General features: G+C 69.4%; 10 protein-coding genes and 1 pseudogene. 5 read left to right on the top strand and 6 right to left on the bottom strand.

The features are described from left to right. Nucleotides 1–482 (top strand): annotated as a pseudogene (locus tag QHF89_RS45220) (hypothetical protein); the annotation flags it as partial. Between the two features lie 25 nt (nt 483–507). Here the strand turns inward: QHF89_RS45220 and QHF89_RS45215 are convergent. From QHF89_RS45215 to QHF89_RS45205, 3 genes are all read right to left on the bottom strand, one after another. Continuing rightward, complete coding sequence (locus QHF89_RS45215) at nt 508–1,578, bottom strand: tyrosine/phenylalanine carboxypeptidase domain-containing protein (protein WP_284721787.1); 1,071 nt, start codon at nt 1,576–1,578, stop codon at nt 508–510. A gap of 32 nt (nt 1,579–1,610) precedes the next feature. After that, nucleotides 1,611–2,936 carry a PhoH family protein gene (locus QHF89_RS45210; RefSeq protein WP_136934934.1) on the bottom strand — a complete coding sequence of 442 codons (1,326 nt, stop codon included), beginning with the start codon at nt 2,934–2,936 and terminating at the stop codon, nt 1,611–1,613. A 226-nt stretch (nt 2,937–3,162) separates the two neighbouring features. After that, the gene (locus tag QHF89_RS45205) at nt 3,163–4,146 is read right to left on the bottom strand and encodes a M29 family metallopeptidase (protein ID WP_136971887.1); all 984 of its coding nucleotides are present in this window, start codon (nt 4,144–4,146) and stop codon (nt 3,163–3,165) included. Here QHF89_RS45205 and QHF89_RS45200 point away from each other — a divergent pair. After that, nucleotides 4,082–4,723, top strand: a complete 642-nt coding sequence (locus QHF89_RS45200; RefSeq protein ID WP_136971886.1) for a hypothetical protein — start codon at nt 4,082–4,084, stop codon at nt 4,721–4,723. The genes QHF89_RS45205 and QHF89_RS45200 overlap by 65 nt on opposite strands. A 110-nt stretch (nt 4,724–4,833) precedes the next feature. On the opposite strand, the gene QHF89_RS45195 is transcribed toward QHF89_RS45200, so the two are convergent. Beyond that, complete coding sequence (locus QHF89_RS45195; RefSeq protein ID WP_136934931.1) at nt 4,834–6,195, bottom strand: sigma-54-dependent transcriptional regulator; 1,362 nt, start codon at nt 6,193–6,195, stop codon at nt 4,834–4,836. 137 nt (nt 6,196–6,332) lie between these two features. Between QHF89_RS45195 and QHF89_RS45190 the strand changes: the two genes are divergently transcribed. Together QHF89_RS45190 and QHF89_RS45185 are read left to right on the top strand one after the other, a co-directional pair. Continuing rightward, a complete protein-coding gene (locus tag QHF89_RS45190; protein WP_284721786.1) occupies nt 6,333–8,006 on the top strand; it encodes an aminotransferase class I/II-fold pyridoxal phosphate-dependent enzyme in 1,674 nt (557 codons plus the stop codon). A 229-nt stretch (nt 8,007–8,235) separates the two neighbouring features. After that, complete coding sequence (locus QHF89_RS45185) at nt 8,236–9,078, top strand: hypothetical protein (RefSeq protein WP_136971885.1); 843 nt, start codon at nt 8,236–8,238, stop codon at nt 9,076–9,078. 93 nt (nt 9,079–9,171) lie between these two features. On the opposite strand, the gene QHF89_RS45180 is transcribed toward QHF89_RS45185, so the two are convergent. Beyond that, nucleotides 9,172–11,853, bottom strand: coding sequence for an MYXO-CTERM sorting domain-containing protein (locus QHF89_RS45180; RefSeq protein ID WP_136971884.1), 2,682 nt, complete (start codon nt 11,851–11,853; stop codon nt 9,172–9,174). A 293-nt stretch (nt 11,854–12,146) separates the two neighbouring features. Here QHF89_RS45180 and QHF89_RS45175 point away from each other — a divergent pair, with 293 nt between their 5' ends. Beyond that, complete coding sequence (locus QHF89_RS45175; RefSeq protein ID WP_136971883.1) at nt 12,147–13,217, top strand: class I SAM-dependent methyltransferase; 1,071 nt, start codon at nt 12,147–12,149, stop codon at nt 13,215–13,217. A gap of 62 nt (nt 13,218–13,279) precedes the next feature. On the opposite strand, the gene QHF89_RS45170 is transcribed toward QHF89_RS45175, so the two are convergent. Beyond that, the gene (locus QHF89_RS45170; protein ID WP_136971882.1) at nt 13,280–18,040 is read right to left on the bottom strand and encodes a MopE-related protein; all 4,761 of its coding nucleotides are present in this window, start codon (nt 18,038–18,040) and stop codon (nt 13,280–13,282) included. Between the last annotated feature and the right edge of the window lie 43 nt (nt 18,041–18,083).

Below are 18,083 nucleotides of genomic sequence, written 5' to 3'. Positions count from 1 at the left end.
CAGGCGGCACGGGCGCAGGCGGCACGGGCGCGGGCGGCACGGGCGCGGGCGGCACGGGCGCAGGCGGCACGGGCGCGGGCGGCACGGGCGCGGGCGGTGGGGGCAGTTGTCCGGCATTCGAACCCAGCGCGGATTGTGATCCGCTCGGCCATTACAAAGTCGTCGAGACGGGGCCGCCGGATTCGTGGCTTCCTGACGGGGAAGTGGGTCCGTTCGAGATCGTCGTCACGGACGATTGCGGGACGCCGAAGGCCGAAGGCTACAAATCGACGTTCCTCCCAGCCACCTGCACACTCCGAGGTGAGAAGGAGATCTCCGAAAACTGTTACGAGATCGAGGGTCACTACTTTTGCACGTATGTCGATCGAGCTTTCGAGTTGAGCTTCGCCTCGGTGCCCGCGACGGGGACCGTGACGCTCTCGTGCACGGGCGAATGCCACTTCAAGGCAACGGCACCTGCCGAGGCCGTCAAGCAGCCCTGACCCCACGTCACCGGGAAGGCCCGCGTCACGCCCCCGCGCGGGATACGAATGGCCGGAGCACGGACGCCGCGTCCACCGACACACGCCCCGCGCCGAGCACCTCGTCGAGCGCCGGATCTCCCACGAGCGCCGCCTCCACGCGGAGCAACGCCGGCAAATACACGACCTCGCGCCCGAGCCCACCCGCGCGATACACCCGCGCCGTGATCCGAAGCGCGTCCGGCAAACTCGCCCCGTGCGAGAGCAGGAGCCGCGCCGTCTCCACGAAATCGGCGCCCGCTTCGAGCTTGCGGGCCGCCACGTGCCGGAACGCGAGCTCATACCGCCGCCCGCCCACGAGCGCTCCCGCGCGCCGTTCGAGCAAGAGCGCGCGCCCCTCCTGATCATCCGCGCCGTTTTGCGTCCCGATCACGAAGATCCCGAGCGACATCTCCGCCGCCCGGCACCGCGGCATGACGTGCCCCTCGATCTCGTGGAGCACCGTCCGCTCCACGTCGGCCCGCGTCATGGGCCGCCCCGCCGCGACCTGCACGACCCCCTCGCCCGTCGCCGCGAGCGACGACAAATCCCGCACCACGACCACCCGAAACGGCAGCCGCCGCGCCCCGATCTCCGCGCGCATCCGCACGAGCAGCGATCCTTCCGCCGCCTCGTCGTCGCTGCAAATCGGCGCCTCCTCCTCGGACGCGCGCGGCGGCGGCTCCGAAAGCCATCGCCGCGCGAGGTCGTCCGCCGCGTCGTCATGAGAATCGCGCCGGCCAAACCTTTTCCGCGCCGCGGCCCAGAGCCCCTTCGTCCCGACGGCCGAGCAGACCAAGGCCTCCGCCGCGATCTCCCGGGCCCGCCCCGCGTACACCAAGCCGAGCGGCCCCTCGTTCTCCAGGAACGCCGCGAGCTCCCCGAGCGCGCGCACGAGGCCCTCGTGATCGGGCGCCGGATCGTACGAGAACCGCGGCAGCTCGTGATCACCCCGCGCCCACGCGCGGCCGAGCCGGTCGAGCTCCGCCCGCAGGTTCGTCGGCGTCGTGCACAGGATCATGCGCACGCGCGAGGCCGCCTGCACGAGCGCGCTCCCCGCGTCCGAGATCCAAGGCAACGAAGGAGGGGTAGGCGCGCGCGACACAGCCCCTACAGCAGGTTCGCCGCGAGCTCCGCGAGCTCGCTGCGCTCGCCCTTCGCCAGCACGACGTGCCCGGCGATCTGCTCTTGCTTGAACCTGTCCGCCACCACGCTGAGCCCGTTCGACGCGTGATCCACGTACGGGTTGTCGATCTGGTGCGGATCCCCCGTCAGGATGATCTTCGTCCCTTCGCCCGCGCGCGTGATGATCGTCTTCACCTCGTGCGGCGTGAGGTTCTGCGCCTCGTCCACGATGAGGTATTGATGCGGCAAGCTCCGGCCGCGGATGTACGTGAGCGGCTCGACCTGCACGATCCCGCTCTCCAGGAGCTGCACGAACCCGCGCCCGTCCACATTCTTGCCGCGCGAGGCGCCGCTCGTGAACAGGAACTCGAGGTTGTCGAAGATCGGCTGCATCCAGGGGTTCAGCTTCTCGTCGACGTCGCCCGGCAAGAACCCGAGGTCCCGGCCGAGCGGCATCACCGGGCGGCTCACGAGCATCCGCGAGTAAACCCCGTCCTCCACCGTCCGCTTGAGCCCCGCCGCGAGCGCCAGGAGCGTCTTGCCCGTGCCCGCCTTGCCGATCAGCGTCACCAGCCGGATCGTGTCGTCGAGCAAGAGATCCAGCGCATACGCCTGCTCCTTGTTGCGCGGCCGCACGCCCATCACCCCGTCGCGCGGCGTGCGCAACGCCACGACCTGCCCCTTCGACGCGTCGTACCGCCCGAGCGCCGTGTGCGTCGCGCTCGCCTCGTCGCGCAGGAGCACACCCACGTTCGGGTAGAGCGCCGAGGGGTGGGGGGCCGCGACGAACCCGTTCTGGAAAAACAGGTCCACGTCGGTCCCTGGCACCTCGACCTCGAGCACCGACAGCTCGTTCTCCGTATCGGGCGCGCTCTGGCTCTCGTACGTCTCCGATGTCACCCCCAGCGCGTCCGCTCGGATGCGCAGGTTCGTGTCCATCGTGACGAAGATCGTCGGCTTGCCCTTGTCCTTGTCGCGGACGTCGATCGCCACCTGCAGGATCGCGAGGTCCTGCGACTTCGAATCGAGCCCCACGAGCGCATTCGGCCGCCGCTCCGGGATCGCGATGCGGAGCGAGCCCCCGCGCTCGAGCGGCACGCCCACGGAGAGCGCGCCCGCAGCGCTACGCAGGCCGTCGAGCAGCCGCGCGATCGTGCGCGCGTTGCGACCCCGCTCGCTGCCTTCCCGCTTGAACTGATCGATCTCCTCGATCGCGTAGATCGGGATGATCAGGTCGTTGTCCTCGAACTTGAAGATCGCGTGTGGATCGTGGAGGAGGACGTTGGCGTCGAGGACGTAGTTTTTCCTCATGGCTGAGCTTCTTCGGCCCGTTGCAACTGGGGTTTGGGGCGTAGTTCGGCTTGTCCGAGCGCAGCCCCAATCGTTGTTGAGGTTTGGGGCGTAGCTCGGCTCGTCCGAGCGCAGCCCCAATCGTTGTTGAGGTCTGGGGCGTAGATCGGCTTGTCCGAGCGCAGCCCCAATCGTTGTCAGGAATGACGGCCAAGCGGCGTAGCCCCCGTCGGGGAAGTGCGCAAGGCTATACCAATCGCACGTACCGCCCGTGGCGAATGAGCGGCTCGCCGTCCAGGTCGACGTCCGTGTCGGCCGCCGCGAACGAGAGCTGACCGTGCGACGTCCAGAGCGCGCCCGTCCGCGCCGCGAAGTTCTCCCCGAGCGCGAGGTGCACGCCCGGCATGTTCTCGTCGTGGATGAGCTCGCCGAGCGGCGCCGCGATCCCGATGTTCGCCCCCAAAGAGAGCAGCCCCACCCGATCGTGGCCCATCGCTTCGCCGATGAACTTCTCGATGTACGCTTTCACCGCGGCGTCCCGGCATTCCACGCGTTGCACCCGCCCGCCGTCGAAGGTGAGCCGGATCGGCCGGCTCGACAGCGAGCCGAGCCGCGAGCCGTAGCCGCCGCCCATCGACGCGTCGACCACGTACGTGCCCGTCACCTGCGCGGGCGACGTCACGAGCGCGCCGTACGGCACGTTGAGCCACTGGCCCGAGCGGATCGTGCTGCCGTTCGCGAACCAGCGCAGGTTCGGCGCCATCTCCACTTCGAGCGACGTCCCCACCTGCGAGCGCACCTGGATCCTCGAATGCGGCTTCACCGCGTCGCGCAGCGCCCCGATGAGGTCGAAGACCCGCGTCGAGCTCGCCAGCATGCTGTTCACGAACGCGCGCCGGCTCGTCCCCACGATGTGCACGTGCCGCGCGCGGTTCGCCGTGGCCATCGTGACGAACGAATGCCGCGCGTCGTACTCCCCCTCCTCGTACGTCGCGGCAAACAACGTCACGTCCGCGCCCGGCAGCGCCGCGAGCACCTCCTGCGGACAACGCCCCCACGGACGCGGCGCCACCGCCTCCGCGTCGATCCGGTCCACGCGGGCCCGCCGCTCCAGCGCCACCTGCTCGAACGCGCGCGCCACGGCCTCGTTCTGCCGGTCGTGCACGATGAGCAGCCGCTCGTTCATCTCCAGCGCGACGAGCTCGTCGAGCACCCGCGCCGCCGGCGTCACGAGCCCAGGATCCACCGTCGGCCGCGCCGAGAGGAGCGAGGGGCCGCGCGGCGCCGCCGGCGGCCGCGACGTCGAGTGCGCCAGCGACGAGGGCGGCGGCGACGTGGGCGGCGGCGGGATCGTGGAGATCGCCCGCGGCGGCACCTGGGGCGACGACGCCGGGAGCGGCGTGCGGCGCGGCTGCGTCGACGGGGCCCACGAGCGGGGCGCGGTCGAGGGCGGCGGCGGCGTCGCCACACGGGAAAACCCCGCGGGCGAAGGCGGCAGCGGCGTCGATCGCCCGAGCCCCGACGCCGGCGGCACGGAGGCCGGGCCCGCCGGACGTGCGGCCGGCGGAGGCGGCGTCGGCGTCGGCCCGCGCTGCGGGGGCGGCGAGAAAAACCGCTTGCCGCTCGCTGTCGACGCGGGTTTGTCGTCCGGGTTCGTCGCCGGGGCCGTGGGCTCCCGCGCGGCTTTGGGCTCGCCGTTCGGAGGAAGCTCGGAAAACGCTCGCCGCGACGACCCGCGCCCCGGCGAAGGAGGCGTCGGTCCCGTTGCGCCGGGCGGACCCTTCATGGTCGTCACCCTCGAAAGTTAACCAATTTTTCGCGACGTGTCAGGGCCTGTGTCGGTCCGCTGACGCTTTCAATGCCATGGCACAAAACCGCCGCTCCAACGCGTAGCCGGGTTCACGCCCGCGCGCGGGGATCACAGATCGATCCGGTAATCTTTGATCTTGTAGAGCAGCGCGCGGTGGCTGATCTCGAGCACCTCGGCGGCGCGCGTGCGGTTGCCTTTTGTCTTCTGCAGCGCGCGGCGGATCAGGATCTCCTCGATGACGCGCGCGGTCTTCTTGATCGAGAGCTCCCCGCTCGTCAGGTGGAGCTGGATCGGATCCCGCGCCTCGCGGATGCGCTCGGGCAAGTCGTCGGCCTCGATGCTGTCCTTCTCGGCGAGCACCATGGCCCGCTCGATGGTGTTTTCGAGCTCGCGCACGTTGCCGGGCCAGGCGTACTCGAGGAGCAGGCGCCGCGCCTCGGGCGAGAGCGCGCGGATGTTCGTCCCGAAGCGCGCGTTGTTGCGGTTCATGAAATGCTCGACGAGCAGCGGCACGTCCTCGCGCCGCTCCCGGAGCGGCGGGATCCCGATCGGCAGGACGTTGATCCGATAAAAGAGATCCTCCCGGAACCGGCCGGCCTGCGTCTCGGCGTGCAGGTCGCGGTGCGTCGCGGCGATGATCCGCACGTCGACCTTGATGTCCTTCGAGTCGCCGAGCTTCCGGATCGTCTCCTCCTGCAGCACGCGGAGCAGCTTCACCTGGAGCGAGAGCGGCAGCTCGCCGATCTCGTCGAGCAGGAGCGTGCCGTGGTTCGCCTGTTCGAAGAGCCCCACGCGGTCGGTGGTCGCGTCCGTGAAGGCGCCGCGCCGGTAACCGAAGAGCTCACTCTCGAGCAGGCTCTCGGGGATCGCCCCGCAGTTCACCGCGACGAACGGCCCGCCGCGCCGCGAGCTGCGCCGGTGCAGGGCCCGCGCCACGAGCTCCTTGCCCACGCCGCTCTCGCCCATCACGAGCACCGTGGTCTTGTAGTCGGCGATCTTGGAGATCGTCTTGAAGATCGCCTGCATGCTCCCGCTCTTCGCGAGGATCTCCTCGAACGTGCTCTCGCGCAGGATCTCCTGCTTGAGCGCGCGGTTTTCCCGGCGCAGCGCCTCCCGCTCCTCGGCCTTGCGCAGCGTGAGCAAGAGCTCCTCGGCCTTGAACGGCTTCTGGATGTAGTCGTACGCGCCTGCCTTCATCGCCTCGAGGGCGAGGTCGACGTTGCCGTACGCGCTCATCACGATGACCGTCGCCGGATCACCCTTCGCCTTCAACGTCGCGAGCAGATCGAGCCCGCCGAGCCGGGGCATCCGCACGTCCGTGAGGATGAAGTCCGGGCCAAAAGATTCGAGGAGCGCGAGCGCCTCCTCGACCCCAGGCGCCACCTCCACCTCGTAGCCGTCGCGCTTCAGAAAGGAGCGAACGACGACCCGCAAGTTCTCTTCATCGTCGACGACCAGGACTCGACGCATGGATCCTCGCAAACTTTTCTACACGGATCGAAGCTACCCTGCAACGGTTGCACTGGGGGCACGATTGACAGGGGCTTCCACGAGCCGTATCCCCCGGGTCGCACGTAAGCCATCGTTTGGGGGCCGAGGATCCTTTCATGAGCGTGATCGATCGACTGGGAAAGAAGCTCTCGTCCTCCAGCGCCGTGATGCGCCTCATCAGCAACGACCGCGTGATGCAGGTGGCGACGGGCCTCATGGACGCGCGAGGCCGGCTCGAAGCGGCCGCCGAGCGCGCCTCCGAGGCCTGGAGCATCCTCCTCAACGGCCACGCGCTGCCCACGATCGACCCGGCCCTCGACGGCGGCGACGACGTCGTCTCCGCAGCCGCGAAGCGCCCCGCGCCCGCACCGAAGCCCGCCGCAGCGGAGGCGAACGGCGCCCCGACGAACGGCGCCGCCGCGCATGCCCCGACGAACGGCGCCGCGACGAACGGCGCCGCCGCGCACGCCGCGACGAACGGCGAAGCCGCGAGCCCCGAGGCGCCGAAGCCGGCGGGCCCCGGGAGCGCGGCGGAGGAAAAACTCGCCCAGCAGATGGCGTCGCGCACGTCGCTCTCGCGCATCGGCGGCCGGGACGTCTTCGAGAAGTGTTACAAGTTCATGACCGCGGACAACGCCCGCGCCATGGGCGTCTACCCGTTCTTCCGCCCGCTCGACTTCAACAACGGGCCGGAAGCGCAGCTCGAAGGCCGCAACGTCATCATGCTCGGCTCGAACAACTACCTCGGGCTGACCACGCACCCGAAGGTCCGCGAAGCCGCGAAGCAGGCGATCGACAAGTACGGCACGAGCATGACCGGCTCGCGCCTGGTGAACGGCTCGATGCGCCTGCACAACGAGCTCGAAGAGAAGCTCGCGGCCTACCACGGCAAGGAAGCCGGGCTCGTGTTCACCACGGGCTACCAGGTCAACATCGCCACGATCAGCTCGCTCCTCGCCAACAAGAAGAGCGTCGCCGTCATCGACAAGGACGACCACGCCTCCATCTACGACGGCGTCCGCCTCGGCCAGGCCGCCGGCGCGCGCATGGTGCGCTACCGGCACAACGACCCCGAGGCGCTCGACCAGGCCCTCTCCGAGCTCGACACGAGCGAAGGCGCGCTCGTCATCACGGACGGCGTCTTCAGCGCGCAGGGCGAAATCGCGAACCTGCCGGGCATCGTCTCGGTCGTGAAGAAGCACAAGGCGCGGCTCCTCGTCGACGACGCGCACGCGCTCGGCGTGATCGGGCCCGGCGGCCGCGGCACGGCCGCCCATTTCGGCGTCGCGGACCAGGTCGACCTCATCGGCGGGACGTTCTCGAAATCGCTCGCCTCGATCGGCGGCTGGCTCGTCGGCGAACGCAAGGTGCTCGATTACATTCAGCACTTTGCTTATAGTTTCCTCTTCGCCGCGAGCGCCGCGCCCCCGAGCGTGGCCGCCGCGATGGCCGCGCTCGAGGTGATGCAGGCGGAGCCCGAGCGGCAGGACAAGCTGCGCGAGAACTTCACGTACATGCGGAACGAGCTGCGCCGCCTCGGCTTCGAACTCGGCAAGACCGAGACCGCCGTGATCCCGATTTACATCCGCGACGACCTGCGCACCGTGATGATGTGGAAGACGCTGCTCGACGAGCACTCGATCTACGTGAACCCATTCATCACGCCCGGCGTCCCCCCGAAGCAGCAAGTCCTGCGCACGAGCTACATGGCGACGCACGAGCGCCATCACCTCGATCGCGCCCTCGAAGCCTTTGAAAAAGTAGGGAAGAAGTTCGGCGTCATTTCATGACGCCACGTTTCCCCGAAGCGCGTCCGCCGTCTCCCGTGGACGCTCCCGCAGCTCCCTCCACGTGAACGTATGCACACCGGGCCGCGTGGCCCGGCGTTCACAGCTCCTCGCGAAGCCGCGCCCCAAGCACCGTAAGACGGTGGCACGGTGCGTGTTACGCACCCCCGTGGTACGAATAAGCAGGCGCCCGCGCGCTCGTTGCGGCGCGTCCGGTCGCTGGAGGGTTGTCATGTTCTTGCGTCCATCCTTCGCCAAGCTCCTCGCCCCGAGCGCCTTCTTCCTCCTCCTCGCCGTGAGCGGCACCGGCTGCGGCGGTTGCTCCGACGCCGACGCCACCGTCGTGTGCGACGCGCGCGGGGAAAACTGCATGATCTGCGATGGCTACGGCTGTCAGCCCGCCGAGCCGGGCATAGGCCAGGGCGGCGGCGGCGGCCAAGGAGGCCAGGGCGGCCAGGGCGGCGGCGAGCCCGGGTGTGACCCGAACGTGACCACCTGCGCCTGCGACGCCGACAGCGATTGCCCCTCCGGCACGCTCTGCCTGGACGGTCTCTGCCTCGTCGGCTGCAACCACAGCTACGAATGCGGCCCCGGCAAGGTCTGCGCGAACGGCCAGTGCGAGGTCGGCTGCGACGACAAGAGCCCGTGCGAAACCGGATACATCTGCGACAAGGGCATCTGCGTCGCCGACCCCGTGACCGCCTGCGGCCCGCAGAAGCCCTGCCCGAGCGGCGAGGCCTGCATCGACGGCATCTGCGAGCCCGGCTGCACGACGCACGCGGATTGCCCGGCCGGCGAGATCTGCGACAGCACGGCCGGCGGCTGCATCCCCGATCCCTCCCCCATCCCCGGCTGCGGCCCCGGCAAGGAGCCCTGCCCCGGCGCGGCCCAGTGCGGCGCGGACGGCTACTGCCATTACCCCTGCGCCAACCTCAACGCCTGCAAGCTCATCGACAACCGCTTCGTCGCTTGTGATCAGGGCATCTGCAAGACGAACGAAGAGGTCAACCCCGAGTGCGACCTCAATACCCCCTGCCCGGCCGGCAAGGATTGTATCTCGAACGAATGCCTCTGACCGTCGATTGACGGAGAGGCCCCCAAACGACGCGGGGAGCGCGCCGGCTCTCGCCGACCGCTCCCCGCGTTCGTTTCGAAACCTCAGGTCGAGCTAACGACGCCTCCTGCGCATCACGAGCCCCCCGAGGGCCACGAGCGCGACGAGCGCCGCAGGGCTGCTCTCGCCGCCGCGATCGACCGCGCACGAAAAGCCGTAGCCCGTGAGGATGGTGCCCTCCGACGATGGCACGTCGTCGGCCTTGTCATTCGGGTCCCTCTCGTCCGGATCCACGACGCCGTCCTTGTCCGTGTCCTCGTCGCCGTCGCTCACGCCGCCGCCGTCCGTGTCCGCGTTCAGCGGATCCGTCGTCGTCGCGCCGCCGTCGCCGTCGGGCGTGCAATGGCCGGCGCCTGCATTCGTCCCCGCCGCCGAGCAATCCTTGCCGAGCTCCGTCCCGTCGAAGAGGCCGTCCCCGTCGCTGTCCGGATCCAAGGCATTGATGAGCCCATCCCCATCGGTATCGAGGCCGGGGCTCGGCTCCTCGCCGTCGAGCGCGCCGTCGTCGTCGCTGTCTCCGTCGTTCGGATCGGTCCCGAGCGTCGCCTCGTCGTCGTCCGTCAGCCCGTCGTCGTCGTCGTCGGGATCGCCGTCGTCGTCGCCGCCGTGGCCCTTCGTCGGATTGGTCTCGCCGGGGTCGACCACGCCGTCCTTGTCCGTGTCCTCGTCGCCGTCGGAGAGCCCGCCGCCGTCGGTATCGGCATCCACGGGGGACGTCGTCGTCGCGCCCATGTCGCCGTCGGGCACGCAGTTGTTCGCCGCGGGGTCCGTCGCCGCGTTCGAACAATCCTTGCCCGTCTCCGTGCCATCCTTCAGCCCGTCGCCGTCGCTGTCCGGATCGAGCACGTTCTTGAGCCCGTCGCCGTCCGTGTCGTTCGCCGGGTTCGGCTCCTCGCCGTCGGGCAGGCCGTCATCGTCGCTGTCGGCGTCGTTCGGGTTGCTGCCGAGGGTTCCTTCGAGCGCGTCGCTCAGCCCGTCGCCGTCCGTGTCCGTGTTCGTCCCATCGTCCCCGCCCTGGCCCGTCGTCGGGTCGGTCTCGCCCGGATCGACCATCCCGTCGAGATCCGCGTCCTCGGAGCCGTCGCTCACGCCGCCGCCGTCCGTGTCCGCGTCGATCGGCGACGTCTTCGTCGCGCCCATGTCGCCGTCGGGCACGCAGTTGCCGGCCGCGGGGTTCGTCCCTGCGTTCGAGCAATCCTTGCCGGCCTCCGTGCCGTCGGCGAGGCCGTCGTCGTCGCTGTCCGGATCCAGCGGATTGATGAGCCCGTCGCCGTCCGCATCGAGCGTCGGGTTCGGCTCCTCTCCGTCGGGCAGACCGTCGTCGTCGCTGTCGGCGTCATTCGGATCGGTCCCGAGGCCCGCCTCGAACCCGTCGCTCAGGCCGTCGCCGTCCGTATCCGTGTTCGCTCCATCGTCTGCGCCGTTGCCGCTCGTCGGGTTCGTCTCGCCGGCGTCGATCACGCCGTCGCTATCTTGATCCTCTGCGCCGTCGGACATGCCGCCGTCGTCCGTGTCGGCGTCGACCGGGTTCGTCTTCGTCGCGCCCATGTCGCCGTCGGGCACGCAATGGCCCGCCGCGAGATCGACCCCCGGCGCATTGCATGCATTGCCGACCTCGGTCCCGTCGAAGAGCCCGTCGTTGTCGCTGTCCGGATCGAGCGCATTGAGGAGCCCGTCGCCGTCCGAGTCCACGAAGGCGGCCGGCTCCTCGCCGTCGGAGATGCCGTCGTCGTCCGTGTCGGCGTCGTTCGGATCGGTGCCGAGCGCGACTTCCTGGCCGTCGGGCAGGCCGTCGCCGTCCGTGTCGGGGCAGCCGTTGTCGATGATGCCGTCGCAATCGTTGTCGAGGCTGTCGCCGCAGGCCTCCGTCCCCGGTTCGCCCGGGAACGCGTTGCAGACCGGCTCGTTCTCCGCGTTGCAGAGGAAGATGCCTGTCGAGAGGCATTCGCCCACGCCCGCGGAGCACGCCTCGCCGGCGCCCATGCAATTTTGCGGAATGCAGCCCCCGGCGCCGCAGCTCACGGGATCACTGAGCAGGTCGGGCAGGTTCGCCGGGCCCGTCAAGTCCTGCGAGAGGGTCGTGCCGTTCGCGGCCGTGCCGCAGGCTATACGCAGCGGCTGCTCGAGGCTCACGCCCGCGGCGAGGAGCGCACCCCGCTCGACGGCCCAGTCGATGAAGAAATCCTCGGTCGGCGTCATCGGCGCGAGCGGGAAGTTCGAGCCCGCCGACACCTCGCGCGCGTATCCGAAGCCCTCCGCGCCCGTCACCAGCGGGCCGAGGTACGTCTGGAGCAACATCTCCGGCGGATCGCCCGGATCGTTCGGCGTCTGCTGCGTCGTATTGGCCCAGAGCCGCACCTCGTCCGGGTTCGAGACGCCGTTGACGAGCGTGCTGTACTCGTAATCGCTCGGATCGTCGTCCGTATCGATCACGCACCCCCAGCCGAACGACGAAAAGTTCGTCGCATTTTGCAGCACCGACTCGTCGATCCGCATCCGGAAGTAATAATGGGTCCCGTCGCTGTACACGTAGGCGAGCGGGAACTGCTCATTGCCGACGATGTCGCGCGGGCCGGCGGTATCGCCTTCGGGATCGCCGAGCGGCGCCGTCAAACCCGTCATCGGATCCGTGCGCTCGAGCGCGACCCACGATGCATCGGGCGGGAACGTCTGCGCGCGCGCCGTCACGGGCACGGAGAGCCCCAGGAAGCCCACGACGAGAGCGATACCGCTCACGATCCGTTTGTGCCCCAATGTACCTCTCGATTTCATGTGTTCTCCCTCGGACGGGGGTTCGTGGCTATCGTCAGGGACACATATCACAACCCCTTCACCGAACGAGAACGTGAAATGCGCCGGCTTCTTGCGCATGCACTGCTTACTTACCACCTCGAAATGAGGACAAGACACCGCAATCGAGGGCAACGGTCCTCACCCGCACCGCGAAAACACGCGCCTCGACGTAAAGTTATCGTGGGACTTTTTCTCCGTCCCGGGCATGATGCGGCTCCCCCGCGGAGGTGAAGGTGGTGCTGCACAAACGCTTCGGTCACGACAAAACCGGCCTGGAAACACGCTTTGACGCCCAACGGATCGCCTTCGCGCCGATCGTGTTCCAGGCCACGCGCCTCTTGCGGTCGACGGGTTTGCTCGAAGCCGTCGAGGGCCGCGGCGCCGAGGGGATGACGGCGGCCGAGGCAGCGACGGAGACGGGCCTTTCGAGTTATGCCGCGACGGTCCTGCTCGAATGCGGGCTCTCGGCGGATCTCGTGGCCTATGACAACGGAAAATTCGTCATCACCACGCTCGGCGCCTTCATCCGCCGCGACGAGATGACGGCGGTGAACATGGAGTTCATCCACGAGGTCTGTTACCTCGGCATGCACAAGCTGGAGGACGCGCTGAAGCGCGGCGAGCCTGCGGGGCTGCGCGTCTTCGGCGAATGGAAGACGGTCTACGAGGCGCTCGCGCACCTGCCCGAGAACGCCAAAAGCGCCTGGCTGCGCTTCGACCATTTCTACTCGGACGCGGCCTTCCCCGCGGCGAGCCGGATCGTGCTCGAACGGCAGCCGAAGACCCTGCTCGACATCGGCTGCAATACCGGCAAATGGGCGTCGCTTTGCCTCGCGCGCTCGCCCGAGCTCTGCGCCTCGCTCGTCGACCTGCCGAACCAGCTCGAAATGGCCATGCAGAACCTGCGCGAAAAAGGCCTCGGCGACCGCGCCGTGCCTTGCCCCGTGGACGTGCTCGATCCCCACGCCGAGCTGCCCTCCGGCTTCGACGCCGTCTGGATGAGCCAGTTCCTCGTATGTTTCTCGGAGGACGAGGTGAGGACCATCCTGCGCCGCGCCGGCCGCGCGCTGCGCCCCGGGGGGCGGCTCTGGATCCTCGATACGTTCTGGGACACGCAGCGCTTCGACGCAGCCGCCTATTGCCTGATCAACACGTCGCCCTATTTCACGGCGATCGCAAACGGCAACAGCCGGATGTACCGCGCGGAGGACATCCTCGCGCTCGCCCGCGAGGAGGGGCTCGCACTCCAGACGACACACGAGCGGCTCGGGATTTACCACTCGCTTCTGGAGCTCGCTCCAGGCTGATTGTCGGGATTCGAGGCGCGGGCGTCGCGTCGGAATCGGCGCGACGCCCCTTCGAGGATGCGTTAGCGCCGCTTCCGACGCACGACGAGTGCGCCGAGTGCCATGAGGGCGAGGGCCACGCCGCGCGGCGTGCCTTCGGTTGGCCCGGTGGTGCAGGCGCAGCCGCCGCCGGCCAGACGGATGTCGTCTTCCGACACGCATTCACCCGGCGCGGTGTTCGTCGACGTGCACACCTCGCCGGTGGGGCAAGTGTTGCCGCCTTCGCCGCGGCAGCCTTCCGTGCAGGAGCCCTCGACGCAGATCTGACCGCTGTTCGGGCCGCCGCACTCGTCGTCCGTCGCGCAGGGCTTCGGCTCCACGATGTCGTCCGACGGATCGAGCGGGTTCGTCTCGCCCGCGTCCACCACGCCGTCCTTGTCCTTGTCTTCCAGACCGTCGCTCACGCCGCCGTCGTCCGTGTCGGCATCGAGCGGGTCGGTCTTCGTCGCGCCCTTGTCGCCGTCGGGGATGCAGTTCCCGGCCATCGGGTTCGTCCCTGGGCCTGAGCAATCGAAGCCGAGCTCGGTCCCGTCGAAGAGCCCGTCGTTGTCGCTGTCCGGGTCGAGCCCGTTGATGAGCCCGTCGCCGTCCGTGTCGGCTCCGACCTCGTGCTCCGCGCCGTCGGACGCGCCGTCGTCGTCCGAGTCGGCGTCGAACGGATCCGTGCCGATCTGCATCTCCTCGGCGTTCGTCAGCCCGTCACCGTCCGAGTCGAGCTTCGTCGCGTCGTCGCTCCCGTCGTTTGGATCGATCTCGCCTGGATCGACCACGCCGTTACCGTTCGTGTCCTCGTCGCCGTCGGACACGCCGCCGTGGTCCGTGTCCGGATCGAGCGGCGACGTCGTCGTCGCGCCCATGTCGGCGTCTGGGATGCAGGTCCCTGCGGCTGCGTCCGTGGCCGGCGAGCTGCAATCCTTGCCCATCTCGGTCCCGTCGAAGAGCCCGTCGTCGTCGCTGTCCGGGTCGAGCGCGTTGATCGTCCCGTCGTTGTCCGTGTCGACGGTCGGGTTTGGCTCCTGCCCGTCGATCACGCCGTCGTCGTCGCTGTCTGCGTCGAGCGGATCGGTGCCGATGAAGTCTTCGAGCTCGTCCGAGAGCCCGTCGCCGTCCGTGTCCAGCACGCCCACGTCGTCGGCGCCGTTGCCGGCCGTCGGGTTCGTCTCGCCGGGATCGATCTTGCCGTTGAGGTTAACGTCCTCCGACCCGTCGCTCACCGTCCCGTCGTCCGTGTCCCAGTCGAGTGGATCCGTCGTCGTCAGCCCGCCGTCTGCGTCGGCCACGCAGTGATTGACGGCGATGTTCGTCGCGGGGTCCGTGCAATCGAGGCCGAGCTCTGTCCCGTCGAAGAGCCCGTCGTTGTCGCTGTCCGGATCGAGCGCGTTGATGAGCCCGTCGCCGTCCGTGTCCGCGTCGAGGCTCGGCTCGTCGCCGTCGCGCACGCCGTCGTCGTCCGTGTCGGCGTCGTTCGGATCGGTCCCGAGCACCTCCTCGTCGGCGTCGAAGATCCCGTCGCCGTCGGTGTCCGGCGGATCGTCGGCGCCGTGGCCCGCGGTCGGGTCGGTCTCGCCGGGATCGATGACGCCGTCCTTGTCCTTGTCCTCGGCCCCGTCGCTCGCGCCGCCGTCGTCCGTGTCCCAGTCGAGTGGGTCGGTCTTCGTCGCGCCGTTGTCCCCGTCGGGGATGCAGTGCCCTGCGGACGCGTCGGTGTCCGGGTTGCTGCAGCCCTTGCCCATCTCCAGCCCGTCCGGCAGCCCGTCGTTGTCGCTGTCCGGATCGAGCGCGTTGATGAGCCCGTCGCCGTCCGTATCCTCGCCGAGGTCTGGCTCCTCCCCGTCGGAGACGCCGTCGTCGTCCGAGTCGGCGTCGAACGGATCGGTCCCGAGCATCAGCTCCACCTTGTCGAGCAGCCCGTCGCCGTCACTGTCGAGTGGATCGTCCTCGCCGTTGCCCTTCGTCGGGTTCGTCTCGCCCGGCTCGATCGCGCCGTTCTTGTTCTTGTCCTCGTCCCCGTCGCTCACGCCGCCGTCGTCGCTGTCCGGATCGACCATCGACGTGCGCGTCGCGCCCATGTCGGCGTCGGCGCGGCAGGCGTTCGCCGCGGGGTTCGTCGACGGGTGCGAGCAACCGTTGCCGACCTCGGTCCCGTCGAAGAGCCCGTCGCCGTCGCTGTCCGAATCACGGACGTTGATCTTGCCGTCGCCGTCGGTGTCGTCGGACGGGTTCGACTCGTCGCCGTCGAGCACGCCGTCGTCGTCGCTGTCGGCGTCGTTCGGGTTCGAGCCGAGGAACGCTTCGAGCTGGTTCGTCAGGCCGTCGCCGTCGTTGTCCAGGTTCGAGGGCTGGTTGTCGTCGGGCGCGTTGCCCTTGGTCGGATCCGTCTCGTTGATGTCGATCCGGCCGTTCAGGTTGCGATCCTCGGCCCCGTCCCTCACGCCGCCGCCGTCGGTGTCCCGATTGACCGGCGAGGTCGTCAGGTTCCCGCCGTCTGCGTCGGCCCGGCAGTTCTGCGCGGCCGGGTTCGTCGCGGGGTGCGAGCAGTTCTTCCCGGCCTCTGTGCCGTCGAAGAGCGCGTCGTCGTCGCTGTCCGGATCGAGCGGATTCACGAGCCCGTCGCCGTCCGTGTCGTCGGAGGGGTTCGGCTCGTCGCCGTCGAGCAGGCCGTCGTCGTCGCTGTCTGCGTCGTTCGGGTTCGTGCCGATCGTCTCTTCGAGACCGTCGCTCAGCCCGTCGCCGTCCGTGTCCGTGTTCGCCCCATCGTCTGCGCCGTGGGTCGCCGTGGGGTCGGTCTCGTTCGGGTCGACGACGCCGTCGAGATCCGCGTCCTCCGACCCGTCCATCACCCCGCCGTTGTCCGAATCCGCGTCGAGCGGGTCCGTCGTCGTGAGCCCTGCGTCCCCGTCGGGCCTGCAATGGCCGGCGGCCACGTCCGTACCGGGCCCGCTGCAATCGTTGCCGAGCTCGGTGCCGTCGAAGAGCCCGTCGTCGTCGCTGTCGGCGTCGAGCCCGTTGATGAGCCCGTCGCCGTCCGTGTCCTCGCCGGGGCTCGGCTCCTCGCCGTCGACCACGCCGTCGTCGTCGCTGTCGGCGTCCGCCGGATCGGTCCCGATCTGCTGCTCGATCGCGTCGATCAGCCCATCGCCGTCCGTGTCGGGGCAGCCGTTGTCGAGCGCGCCGTTGCAATCTTCGTCGATCGCATTGCCGCAGACCTCGTCGGTCGGCGTCCCGGCGACGGCGTTGCACTCCGTGCCGCCTTGCGGGGTGCACACGATCGAGCCCTCGACCGCGCAGGCGCCGACGCCCATGACGCACAGATTGCCGAGGCCGAGCCCCTCGTCCACCTCGCCATCACAATCGTCGTCCGTGGAGTTGCACAGCTCGGGCTGCTCACCCGGCAGCACCCCCGGCACGCAGGCCACGCCGCCCGGCGAGCAGGCCGTGATCCCCACGGCGCAGACGCCCTCGAAGCCGGTCACGCAAGCCTCCCCGCCGCCCGGATCCCCGTCGTCGGCGAAGCCGTTGCAATCGTCGTCGAGCCCGTTGCACGTCTCGTCCTGGGGCGTGCCCGGCGTCGCGTTGCAGGTCGCGCCGCCCTGCCCGTCGCAGACCCGGACGCCCGAGGCCGCGCAGATGCCCGTCCCCACGGAGCAGTTCTGCCCGAGCCCGAAGCCTTCGTCCGTCTGGCCGTCGCAATCGTCGTCGAGCGTGTTGCACGTCTCGGCGTTCGATCCGGGCGTCACGTTCGGCGTGCACTGGACGACGCCGGAGAGGCAATTCTCCGTGCCCGCGCTGCACACGCCCAGAAGGGCCGTCGTGCAGGCGGCGCCGCCTTCGGGGTTTCCGTCGTCGACCACGCCGTCACAGTTGTCGTCGACCGCGTTGCACGTCTCCTCCGAGGGTTCGCCCGGGAACGCGTCGCACACGGCCATGCCCCCCGCGTTGCAGAACCGCGATCCCGTCACCGCGCAGCCGCCGATCCCGGCGGAGCAGGGCTCCCCGTATCCGACGCAGGTCTGCGGGACGCAGCCCGATCCGCCGCAGAAGTACGGATCACTGAGCAGGGCCGCGAGGTTCGGGGTGTCCGTGAAATCGCCCGTCAGCGTGGAGCCGCCCGCTCCGGTTCCACACGCGAAACGAAGCGGCGTCGCGTCTCCGACCCCCGCGGCCTGGAGCAGCGATTTCTCGACGGCCCAGTCGACGAAGAAATCGGCGTCCGGCGTCGCGAGCGGGAACACCGTGGTCGCCGCGACCTGCCGCGCGTATCCGTAGCCCGGCTGCCCGACCTGCAGCGGTCCGAGGTAGGCCTTCACCATCACCTCGGGCGTGTCGGACGGCGAGCCCGCCGTTTGCTGGGTCGAGTTCACATGAAAACGCACGGCGTCCGGCGACGCGGTGCCATCGACGATCGTGCTGAACTCGAAGTTCGTGGCGTTGCCGTTGACGTCGATCAGACACCCGAAGCTCGAACCGTTGTCGAAATTCGTCGGCGCGGCGAGGGCCGTCGCGTTGACGCGCAGGCGGAAGTAGAAGTGCGTGCCGTCGGCGTGCACGTAGGCCACGGGGTTCGCCGCGTTCCCCACGATGTCGCGCGGACCGGTCGCATCCCCGGAGATGTCGCCGATCGGCACGTGCAGGCCCGAGCCGGCGTCGAGGCGCGTGAGCGGCGCCCACGTCGCGGCGGCGGGGAAGGTTTGCGCGGTCGCGGCCGCGGAGAGCGTGGTGGCAGCGAGCCCGAACAGCAGCGCGATGCTGCGCCCCCGGCGCCTGCGAGAGTCAAACGTTCGCATGAGGTCCTCGTACAGTTCTCCGACATAACCGCGGTGACAAACA

This window comes from Polyangium sorediatum (assembly GCF_029946465.1).
Lineage (GTDB): Bacteria > Myxococcota_A > Polyangia > Polyangiales > Polyangiaceae > Polyangium > Polyangium fumosum.
The sequence above is the reverse complement of the archived record's forward strand: the minus strand, read 5'-3'. Positions and strand labels throughout refer to the sequence as shown.